General features: G+C 70.5%; 9 protein-coding genes. 4 read left to right on the forward strand and 5 right to left on the reverse strand.

Annotated elements, in window-relative coordinates; genetic code table 11:
• On the reverse strand, positions 1-2,073 hold a 2,073-nt coding region (gene katG, locus VMN58_03525), incomplete at its 3' end, for a catalase/peroxidase HPI (GenBank protein HUF32263.1).
• A 142-nt stretch (positions 2,074-2,215) separates the two neighbouring features.
• Between katG and VMN58_03530 the strand changes: the two genes are divergently transcribed.
• Together VMN58_03530 and VMN58_03535 are read left to right on the forward strand one after the other, a co-directional pair.
• A complete protein-coding gene (locus VMN58_03530) occupies positions 2,216-5,689 on the forward strand; it encodes an error-prone DNA polymerase (GenBank protein ID HUF32264.1) in 3,474 nt (1,157 codons plus the stop codon).
• Entirely contained in the window at positions 5,686-6,330 is a 645-nt protein-coding gene (locus tag VMN58_03535) for an alpha-ketoglutarate-dependent dioxygenase AlkB (protein ID HUF32265.1), read from the forward strand. Before VMN58_03530 ends, VMN58_03535 begins: the two co-directional genes overlap by 4 nt.
• Here VMN58_03535 and VMN58_03540 read toward each other — a convergent pair.
• Positions 6,303-6,872 carry a hypothetical protein gene (locus VMN58_03540; protein ID HUF32266.1) on the reverse strand — a complete coding sequence of 190 codons (570 nt, stop codon included), beginning with the start codon at positions 6,870-6,872 and terminating at the stop codon, positions 6,303-6,305. The two genes, VMN58_03535 and VMN58_03540, sit on opposite strands and share 28 nt — an antisense overlap.
• A 248-nt stretch (positions 6,873-7,120) precedes the next feature.
• Complete coding sequence (locus VMN58_03545; GenBank protein ID HUF32267.1) at positions 7,121-7,765, reverse strand: hypothetical protein; 645 nt, start codon at positions 7,763-7,765, stop codon at positions 7,121-7,123.
• Positions 7,766-7,894: 129 nt separating this feature from the next.
• Here VMN58_03545 and VMN58_03550 point away from each other — a divergent pair, with 129 nt between their 5' ends.
• Positions 7,895-8,704 carry a hypothetical protein gene (locus VMN58_03550; protein HUF32268.1) on the forward strand — a complete coding sequence of 270 codons (810 nt, stop codon included), beginning with the start codon at positions 7,895-7,897 and terminating at the stop codon, positions 8,702-8,704.
• Positions 8,705-8,746: 42 nt separating this feature from the next.
• Complete coding sequence (locus VMN58_03555; protein ID HUF32269.1) at positions 8,747-9,220, forward strand: MaoC family dehydratase; 474 nt, start codon at positions 8,747-8,749, stop codon at positions 9,218-9,220.
• A 12-nt stretch (positions 9,221-9,232) separates the two neighbouring features.
• On the opposite strand, the gene VMN58_03560 is transcribed toward VMN58_03555, so the two are convergent.
• Complete coding sequence (locus VMN58_03560) at positions 9,233-9,838, reverse strand: YbhB/YbcL family Raf kinase inhibitor-like protein (GenBank protein HUF32270.1); 606 nt, start codon at positions 9,836-9,838, stop codon at positions 9,233-9,235.
• Positions 9,839-9,854: 16 nt separating this feature from the next.
• Positions 9,855-10,370 (reverse strand): SPFH domain-containing protein (locus VMN58_03565; GenBank protein ID HUF32271.1); only part of this gene is annotated, 516 nt, incomplete at its 5' end.

Consider the following 10,370-nt stretch of genomic DNA (forward strand, 5'->3'; position numbering starts at 1 on the left):
GGTCTCGCCGGTGCTGCGGTCCTTGCCGTCGTAGACGCCGTCGTCGGCGACGGAGGTCTCCCACTCGGTGCCCGGGTCGAGCAGGTTGACGAAGAAGTCGTTCGTCAGCACGCCCGGCTGGTCGGTGAGCACGCCGTGCGAGGTGCCGCCGTGGTTGGCGCCGATGGCCCGGAGGCCGCCGACGAGGACCGTCATCTCCGGCACACACAGCCGGAGCAGGTTGGCCTTGTCGAGCAGGTGCTGCTCCGGCGGCAGCTTGTCGCCGGCCTGCAGGTACTGGCGGAAGCCGTCGGCCTTCGGCTCGAGGACCGAGAACGAATCGGCGTCGGTCATCTCGTCGGTGGCGTCGGTGCGCCCCGGAGCGAAGGGCACGGTGACATCGTGCCCGGCGTCCTTCGCCGCCTTCTCGACCGCGGCGCACCCGCCGAGGACGATCAGGTCCGCCAGCGAGATGCGCGCGCCGCCGGCGCCGTTGAAGTCCTGCTGGATGCCCTCGAGGGCCTCGATGACCCGGCCGACCCGCTGGGGCTCGTTGGCCGCCCAGTCCTTCTGCGGAGCCAGGCGGATGCGGGCACCGTTGGCGCCGCCCCGCTTGTCGGTGTCCCGGAAGGACGAGGCCGACGCCCAGGCGGTGAACACCAGGTCCTGGACCGAGATCCCGGCGTCGAGCACCTTGGCCTTCAGGTCGGCCACGTCGGCGTCGCCCACCAGGTCGTGGTCGACGGCCGGGACCGGGTCCTGCCACAGCTGGGGCTCGGGGACCCACGGACCGAGGAAGCGCGAGACCGGGCCCATGTCGCGGTGGAGCAGCTTGTACCAGGCCCGGGCGAAGGCGTCGGCGAAGGCATCGGGGTCGTCGCGGAACCGCTCGGAGATCTTGCGGTACTCCGGGTCGGCGATCATCGAGATGTCGGTCGTGGCCATCATCGGCGGGTTCTTCTTGCCCTCGATGTGGGCGTCGGGCACCAGCTCCTGGCCCTCAGGCTCCTTGGGCTGCCACTGCTTGGCGCCGGCCGGGCTCTCGACCAGCTCCCACTCGAAGCCGAACAGCGTCTCCCAGTAGCTGTTGTCCCACTGGATCGGCGTGGGCGTCCACGCCCCCTCGAGGCCCGAGGTGATGGTGTCGGCGCCCTTGCCGGTGCCGTTCTGGTTGCTCCAACCGAAGCCCATCGAGTGCACGGGGCACCCTTCGGGCTCCGGGCCGATCAGGTCGGGGTTGCCGGCGCCGTGGGCCTTGCCGAAGGTGTGGCCGCCGGCGATCAGGGCGACGGTCTCCTCGTCGTCCATGGCCATCCGGGCGAAGGTGAGGCGGATGTCGTGGGCGGCGGCGAGCGGGTCGGGGATGCCCTTGGGGCCCTCGGGGTTGACGTAGATCAGGCCCATGGTGACGTTGCCGAACGGGGTGTCGCTCAGGTCGAGGGGGCCGTCGTCGACGTAGCGCTCGTCGCCGACCCAGGTTTCCTCCGTACCCCAGAAGATCTCCTCGGGCTCCCAGATGTCCTCCCGGCCGAAGGCGAAGCCGAAGGTCTCGAAGCCCATGTCCTCGAGGGCGACGTTGCCGGCGAGCACGAGCAGGTCGGCCCACGACACCTTGTTGCCGTACTTCTGCTTGACCGGCCACAGCAGGCGGCGGGCCTTGTCGAGGTTGGCGTTGTCGGGCCAGCTGTTCAGCGGGGCGAAGCGCTGCCCGCCGTCACCGCCGCCGCCTCGGCCGTCCTCGATGCGGTACGTGCCGGCCTGGTGCCAGGTCATGCGGATGAAGAGCGGGCCGTAGTGACCCCAGTCGGCGGGCCACCAGTCCTGCGAGGTGCGCATGACCTCGGCGAGGTCCTGCTTCAGGGCGTCGACGTCGAGCTCGGCGACGGCCGCCTTGTAGTCGAAGTCGGTGCCGAGCGGGTTGCCCCGCTCGTTGTGCTGGTGGAGGACCGACAGGTCGAGCTGGTTCGGCCACCAGTCCTGGTTGCGACGCGGCCGGCCACCCATCTTGGGTTCGGGGGCGTCGATGACCGGGTTCTCGCTCTCGCTCTCGCTCGCGTTGTCGGCCTTGTCGCCCGTGTCCTGTGGTTCCGTCATGTCTGTCCTCTCGAGGTGTGCGCGATGGTGTGCTCCTCTAGGAGTATCAGGCCGGAGGAGGACCTGTCTCCGCGATCGTTCCTATGACTCCCATAACCGTGGACTCTGGTGGCCGAACAGGTGTTCGTCTACCGTTCCTGATGTGGGCTTCAACAACCCCGACGTGTCCTGGACCGAGCTGGAGCGAGCCCTCTCCGACCGCCACCGCAAGCCCACGCGCGCCGAGGGCGACGGCGGCGACAGCCCGGCGTGGTCCTACCACCGGCCCTCCTACGTCCCGCCGGCCGACCTGCAGCGCCGGGCGGCCGGCGTTCCCTACGCCGAGCTGCACTGCCACTCGAACTTCAGCTTCCTCGACGGCGCCTCCCATCCCGAGACCCTGGCCGAGGAGGCCACCCGCCTCGGCCTCGAAGCCCTGGCCCTCACCGACCACGACGGCTTCTACGGCGTGGTCCGCTTCGCCGAGGCGGCCCGGGCCAGCGGCCTGCCCACCGTGTTCGGGGCCGAGCTGTCCCTCGGGCTGACCCGGCCCCAGAACGGCGTGGCCGACCCCGAGGGCTCTCACCTGCTCGTGCTGGCCCGGGGTCCCGCCGGCTACGCCCGCCTGTCCGACACCATCTCCACCGCCCAGCTCGCCGGCGCCGAGAAGGGCAAGCCGGTGTACGACGGCATCGACTGGAGCCGGGCCCACGGCGGCGACTGGTTGGTGCTCACGGGCTGTCGGAAGGGAGCGGTCAACCAGGCGCTGCTCGCCCACGGCCCGGCCGCGGCCGAGCGGGAGGTGCGCCGCCTGGTCGACACCTTCGGCGCCGGCAACGTGGCCGTCGAGCTGTGGGACCACCACGATCCGCTCGACTCGGCCCGCAACGACGCGCTCGCCGCCATCGCCCACCGGGTGGGCGTCGAGGTCGTGGCCACCAACAACGTCCACTACGCCACGCCGGCCGAGCGCCGTCTGGCCACTGCCCTGGCCGCGGTGCGGGCCCGGCGCAGCCTCGACGACGCCGACGGGTGGCTGCCGCCCGCCGCCACCGCCCACCTGCGCTCCGGCGACGAGCAGGCCCGCCGCTTCGCCCGCTACCCGGGCGCGGTCGAGCTGGCCGCCGAGCTCGGCCGGGCCTGCGCGTTCGACCTGCACCTGGTCGCCCCGAACCTGCCACCGTTCCCGTGCCCCGACGGCCTCGACGAGATGGGCTACCTGCGACGCCTCACCGAGGCGGGCGCCACCCGCCGGTACGGGCCCCGCCACGCCGAGCGCCAGCCCGGGGCGTGGGCCCAGATCGACCACGAGCTCGCCCTCATCGAGACCCTGGGGTTCCCCGGCTACTTCCTCATCGTGTGGGACCTGGTCGAGTTCTGCCGCCAGGCCGGGATCTACTGCCAGGGCCGGGGGAGCGCGGCCAACTCGGCGGCGTGCTTCGCCCTCGGCATCACCAAGGCCGATGCCGTGAAGCTGAACCTGCTCTTCGAGCGGTTCCTCTCGCCTGAGCGCGACGGTCCACCCGACATCGACATCGACATCGAGTCCAACCGGCGCGAGGAGGTCATCCAGTACGTCTACGAGCGCCACGGCCGCCGCCACGCCGCCCAGGTCGCCAACGTCATCACCTACCGGGCTCGGTCATCGATCCGCGACATGGCCAAGGCCCTCGGCTACGCCACCGGCCAGCAGGACGCGTTCGCCAAGGCCGCCGATGCCTGGGGGAACATCGCCTCCACCATGTCCCAGCCCGGCGCGGCCGAGGAGCTGCCGGCCGACGTGGTCGAGCTGGCCGCCGAGGTCGAGCACTTCCCCCGCCACCTCGGCATCCACTCCGGCGGCATGGTGCTGTGCGACCGGCCGGTGGTCGAGGTCTGCCCGGTCGAGTGGGGCCGCTTCCAGGGACGGGAGGGCGCAACGGTGCGCGCCGACGTCCCCATCCGGTCGGTGCTGCAGTGGGACAAGGACGATTGCGCCGCCGCCGGCCTGGTGAAGTTCGACCTGCTCGGCCTCGGCATGCTCACCGCGCTGCACGAGGCCATCGACCTGGTGCACGACGGGTACGGCATCGAGCTCGACCTGGCCGAGATCCCCCAGGACGACGAGGTCTACGCCATGCTCATCGCCGCCGACTCGGTGGGTGTGTTCCAGGTCGAGTCCCGGGCCCAGATGGCCACCCTGCCCCGGCTGCGGCCCCGCACCTTCTACGACCTGGTGGTCGAGGTCGCCCTCATCCGCCCCGGCCCCATCCAGGGCGGCTCCGTGCACCCCTACATCCGCCGCCGCAACGGCCAGGAGGACGTCACCTACCTGCATCCGCTGCTGAAGCCGTCGCTCGAGAAGACCCTGGGCGTGCCGCTGTTCCAGGAGCAACTCATGCAGATGTCCATCGACGTCGGCGGCTTCACCGCGGCCGAGTCCGACCAGCTCCGCCAGGCCATGGGCTCCAAGCGCTCGCCCGAGCGGATGGAGCGCCTGCACGCCCGCTTCACCGCCGGCGCCCGCGAGCGAGGCGTGCCCGACGACGTCATCGAGCAGATCTGGCTGAAGCTGGCCGCCTTCGCCAACTACGGCTTCCCCGAGAGCCACTCGGTGTCCTTCGCCTACCTGGTGTACGCCTCGTCGTGGCTGAAGCGGTTCCACCCCGCGGCGTTCTGTGCCGGCCTGCTCAACGCCCAGCCCATGGGGTTCTGGTCCCCCCACTCGCTCATCCAGGACGCCCGCCGCCACGGCGTCGAGGTCCGCACCCCCGACCTCGCCGTCTCCGCCGCCAAGGCCACCCTGGTGTGGGACCCGGACCAGCTCCGTTCTGGCCTACCGATTCCCGCACATGCGGGGGAATCGGTAGGCCAGAACGAGGCGCCGGAGGTGACGACCCGGGGACTGCCGGCCGAGGTGTGGGGCAAGGGCGGCCCGGTGGTGCAGCTCGGCCTGCGGGAGGTGCGCAACATCGGCGACGACGTCGCCGGCGAGATCGAAGCGGCCCGGGACGCCGGCGGCCCGTTCACCTCGATGGAGGACCTGGCCCGACGGGTGCCGCTCACCCTGCTCCAGCTCGAGGCGCTGGCCACCGCCGGTGCGTTCGGCTGCTTCCGCTCACCCCGCACGGGCGAGCCGCTCTCCCGGCGCGAGGCGCTGTGGCAGGCCGGCTCGGTCGCCCAGGGCGGGATCGATCGCCTGCCGGGCATCGTCACCGGTGCGGTCGCGCCGACCCTGCCCGGCATGGACGACTTCGAGGAGGCCCGGGCTGATCTGTGGTCCACCGGCATGAGCCCCGACGGCCACCCCACCCGCTTCATCCGACCCGACCTCGACCGCCTCGGCGTGGTCACCTCCGAGGGGCTGTGGCACGTCGAGCCGGGTTCGAAGGTGCTCATCGGCGGCGTGGTCACCCATCGCCAGCGTCCCGCCACCGCCGGCGGCACGATGTTCCTCAACCTCGAGGACGAGACCGGTCTCATCAACGTCGTGGTCTCGAAGGGCTGCTGGAACGCGCACCGCCGGGTCGCGCTCACTGCCCCCGCCATGCTCATCCGGGGTCGCTGCGAGCGCTCCGAGGGCGTCATCAACATCATCGCCGAGCGCCTCTCGCTCCTCCCGGTCGGCGGCTCCCCGAAGAGCCGGGACTTCCGTTGACCATCCAGCCCACCCTCCAGGGGTCGCTGTTCGGTGCCGCCGAGCCGCACATCACCGGGCCGTTGCCCGACGAGCGGACCGACCTCGACCACGAGGCGTGGATCGTGCGGGTGCCCGGCTGGATCGGCGGCGACCACACGCTGCTCGACCACCTGACCGAGACCACGTCCTGGCACTCGGGCCGACGACCCATGTACGACCGCATGGTCGACGTCCCTCGCCTCACCGCGTCGATCCCGAAGAGCGGACCCGGTCACCCCGTGCTGCGCGAGGTCACCGCAGCCCTGCGTTCCCGGTTCGACGAGCGCATGGACCGGATCGGGCTCGCCCTCTACCGCGACGGCCGCGATTCTGTGGCACCGCATGGCGACACGGTCGCCCGGGAGATGCACAGCTCGACCATGGCCATCGTGTCGTGCGGGGCGCCGAGGCGATTCCTGCTCTCGCCGGTCGGCGGGGGAGCGTCTGTGTCGTTCGACCTCGGTCACGGCGACCTGCTCGTCATGGGCGGCACCATCCAGCGCACCTGGCGCCACGGCGTCCCGAAGACCAACCGGGCCGTCGGCCCTCGAATGTCGATCATGTTCCGACCCCGCTGGGAGACCGGAATCGCTCAGCGACCGACGGCTTCCCGGCTGTAGGCCTCGAACCCAGGGGCCGGGTAGCTGCCTGACGTCTCGACGCCTTCGATCGTGCCGGTGACGTCGCCGATGGCCCAGCTCGCGGTCCAGACGTAGCGGACGGCGATCTGGTAGACGCCGTGGTGCTGGTACACGTGCTTGATCTCGCCCGTCGGATAGGGCCCGGGCTGGCCGGGGTAGGGCCCGTGCTCGCCGTCGACGTCGTCGTGGGGGTCGTCCCAGTCCACGTAGATCTGTGCGGTGGCGGTGAGGGTCAGCGGACCGAAGGGCGTGTCCACCGGCCCGAAGGTCTGGCTCCTCGGCGCGCCGGTCTCGAGGTACGCCTCGAACCCGACGGGCAGTGCGTCGGGCTGCACGTGGGGGAGCGGTACCGGGAGCGAGATCTGGCGGAGGAACGATGCCGCTTCCATCGCCGGCGTGGTCGTCGGCGGGAGCTCCGCATCAGGACAGATCGAGTACGTGCCCATGAGCTGGATGAACTGCGCCTCGGAGCTGCGCCGCTCCGCCTCGGTTGGCTCACGTCCGAGACGCAGCATCTCCATGTCGACGCACGTGTTGCCGTCGGCGTGCTGGGTCAGGAAGGGACGCCACAGCTCCTGGAACGGGTATGCCGTGGTCGGCGGCGAGTGGTTCGGGTTCCCGCCCGGGTCCTCGTGGCCTTTGTCGGTCCCGTGACACCGATATCCGCCGGATTCGATGTCGACGACACAGACGCGTTTGTGAGATGCGGCTGCAGGGAGAATGGCAACCAGGGTGGCAAGTACCAACACGAGGCAGCGCAGTACGGCCTTCATGACGCCGGGCATGTGTCGGGAGGAACCGATCCGTCCTCGGTTGCCGGCAGCGCATCGATCATCCACGCCGTCTCGTTGAGGCCGGACTCCCGCTGAGTGTCGGTAGCCGGAACGAGACGAGCGAAGCTTCTGACGTTGTCGGGGAGCGGCTGCGAATCCACGAGCAGCCCGGAGTTGTCGAAGGACACTTCTGCGAAGACACATTGCGTGCTGGCCTCGAGAAGAGCAGACACGTCTGCGGTCGTAGGACGGAGATCGTCCTTAAAGCCCTGAAAGCCTGCCGATGAAGCCTCGATGAGGCTGTTCAGCGCTTGAGTCGACCGTTCCCGACTGTTGAGGCTCTCGACGATCTCGATCGTCGTCTCGTCAACGAGTCCAACTCCCCGCGTGTGCTTGGTCGCTTCGAGAGACGCTACGAGGAGCTCGTTGAGCACCTGCTCGACGTATTCCTCCGTGATCAGGCTCACGTCCTGAGGGATCACGTCCGGCGCGACGGTGCGGGGCTCGGTCGTCGCCGCGGTCGAGGAGGGCGTGTCATCCGGGATCGACGTGACCGCTGCTCGGTCGCCGTTGTCGTCGTCGTCCCCGCACGCACCGAGCACGAGGCTGGCGCCGAGCAGGGCGGTGAGGAGGCGCCGCATCGTCGAGGAATGTAGTCAGGAGCAACATCGCCTGAAAAGATCTCTCGGTCCCTTTCATCCCATGTGGGCGAGGGGAGGCGAAGCGGGCGAGTGGGGCCGGCACCACGGCGGCCTCTACCGTCGCCGGGGATGGCCCAGAAGCGACCGAACAAGCAGCAGCGTCAACGGCAGAACCGTCAGCAGCGCCAGGCCCGTCAGGCGCGCTCGGTGCACGCCGGCGAGGCGACGGCGATCTCCCGCGGTGAACGGGAGACGGCCGAGCCCACGGCGAGCGTCCGGGCCGCCGGCAAGGGCACGTCCGGGAAGGCCGCGCCGGCCAAGGGCGGGCGTCCGCCCCGCTACACGATCCCTGGCCAGCGGGCCGTGGTCATGGCGTTCCTCTTCACGCTCGTGTCCGCCGGGACGCTGCTCCTCGCTCCGGTGCAGGTGCAGCGCGAGGTCGACATCGACGACCCGGTGCTCCAGGAGATCGACGAGGACGAGCAGGAGGTCGACGAGGAGGCGGGCACCGTTACTTACGTCGACGACGCCAAGCTGCTCGACGAGGAGGGTCCGGCCGTGGCGGCCGGCGTGATGCTCACCCCGATCCTCATCTCCGGCGCCGCCGTCTGGTTCACGAAGCGGCCGCAGCGCTCGAACGTGTGGACGATGGCCATGATCGGCCTCGCCGCCTACATCTTCCTGTTCGCCGGCCCGTACGGGATCATCACGCTCCCGGCGATGATCGCCCTGGCCGTCGGCGGCTTCCAGTCCCGGCGAGCGGAGTCCAAGGAGCGCCTCGCCGAGCTGCGGGCGAAGAAGGAAGCCGCGGTCGACGGCGAGGAGATCGACGGTGAGGTGATCGACGTCGATTCGACCGAGGTCGAGGGTGCAGACGACCCGGACGACACCGACGTCACCGACGCCGCAGAGCCCGTCGGCGACGAGGACCGCCGCTAGGGTCGCCCCGCCATCGAGACCACCGCACGAGGAGACCCGAAGATGTCGGAAGCCGCAGAGGCCGCACACGCCAAGTTCCAGACCCTGATCGGCGAGGAGGGCGAGCCCGGCGAGTGGATCCAGGTCACCCAGGAGATGATCAACCAGTTCGCCGACGTGACGATGGACCACCAGTTCATCCACGTCGACCCCGAGGCGGCGAAGAACACGCCCTTCGGTGGCACCATCGCCCACGGCTTCCTGACGCTGTCGCTCCTCGTCCCGCTGTCCAGCTCGATCAAGCAGGACCCGGAGACGGTGAAGGGCGTGATCATGGGCGTGAACTACGGCTTCGACAAGATCCGCTTCATCGCCCCGGTCCCGAGCGGCTCCCGCATCCGGGTCCGCGCCGTCCTGAAGGCCGCTGAGCTCAAGGGCAACTCCGTCAACGCCACCCGGACCTACACCATCGAGATCGAGGGCTCCGACAAGCCGGCCGTCGTCGCCGACTGGATCACCCGCCTCACCTACGCCTGACCGAGGCGCGGCTCAGCCGGTGGTGGCGGCCGTGTAGGTGAACTGGAGGCGGGCCACGTCGATGGCCGCCCCCTCGAGCAGGTCGACAGCCTCGTTGCCGGGCAACCCCGGAGCGAGGCCGACCGGCTCGGCCATGGCGTAGAGGCGGACCTCGTAGCGGTGCGCCCCGGTGTCCGGTCGTGGGCACGGAGCCTCCCAGCCGAGGATGTCGCCGTCGCTGCGCCCGAGCAGCGCTCCCTCGGGCGGCTGGTCCACGTCGAGTCGAGCGGTGGTGCTCGGCAGGCCGGAGATGATCAGGTGGACACGGTCGGAGGCGTCGAGGTCCACGACCACCACGGCCAGCTCGGCGGCGGCCAGCGGCGCGCCGCTGAACACGAGCTCCGGTGCTGCACCGGCCCCGTCGCAGGTGAACTCCGGATCCAACACGGCGCCCTCGACGACGTCGGGGCTGGTGACCCGCAGCCCGATGATCTCCTCGGCGGGTTCGGTCGTCGGGATCTCCGGCGGCGGCATGGTGGCCGACGTCGGCGCGAGCGTGCGCCCGTCGTCGTTGCAGCTCGTCAGGGCGATGCCGGCGACGGTCAGTACCGCGAGGGCGCGCGAACGAGTCGATGCCATCGCGGTGCGGTGTCCGTCAGCTCTTCGAGGTGGCGCGACCGTTCGAGCCGGTGCGCTCCAGCAGCTCGGTGACGCCGGCGAGCGCGCCGGCCAGACCACCGAGCTCGGTCGGGACGATGATCTTGGTGGCCTGCCCGTCACCGAGCTTCTGCAGCGTCTCGAGGTACTTGATCGCCAGGAGGTCGTTGGACGGGTTGCCGTCGTGGATCGCCTGGTACACGGACCGGATGGCGGCGGCCTCGCCCTCGGCCACGGCGGTCTGGCGGAACTTCTCGGCCTCCGCGAACTTGCGCACCGCCTCGGCCCGACCTTCGGCCTCGAGGACCTGCTTGGCCTTGGAGCCCTCGGCTTCGAGGATCGCGCCGGCCTTGGCGCCCTCGGCGGTGGTGATGGCGGCCTCGCGCCGGCCCTGGGCCTCGGTGACCACCGCACGCCGGGTGCGCTCGGCCTTCATCTGCTCGTGCATGGCGGACATGACATCCGGTGGCGGATCGATCCGCTGGATCTCGACCCGGACCACGCGCACGCCCCA

The sequence above is a fragment of the Acidimicrobiales bacterium genome (assembly GCA_035512495.1).
GTDB lineage: Bacteria > Actinomycetota > Acidimicrobiia > Acidimicrobiales > CADCSY01 > DATKDW01.

Coding starts and splice junctions, on each gene's coding strand:
- VMN58_03540 (HUF32266.1), bottom strand. CDS start 6,872: ATGGAGATGCTGCGTCTCGGACGTGAGCCAACCGAGGCGGAGCGGCGC.
- VMN58_03545 (HUF32267.1), bottom strand. CDS start 7,765: ATGCGGCGCCTCCTCACCGCCCTGCTCGGCGCCAGCCTCGTGCTCGGT.
- VMN58_03550 (HUF32268.1), top strand. CDS start 7,895: ATGGCCCAGAAGCGACCGAACAAGCAGCAGCGTCAACGGCAGAACCGT.
- VMN58_03555 (HUF32269.1), top strand. CDS start 8,747: ATGTCGGAAGCCGCAGAGGCCGCACACGCCAAGTTCCAGACCCTGATC.
- VMN58_03560 (HUF32270.1), bottom strand. CDS start 9,838: ATGGCATCGACTCGTTCGCGCGCCCTCGCGGTACTGACCGTCGCCGGC.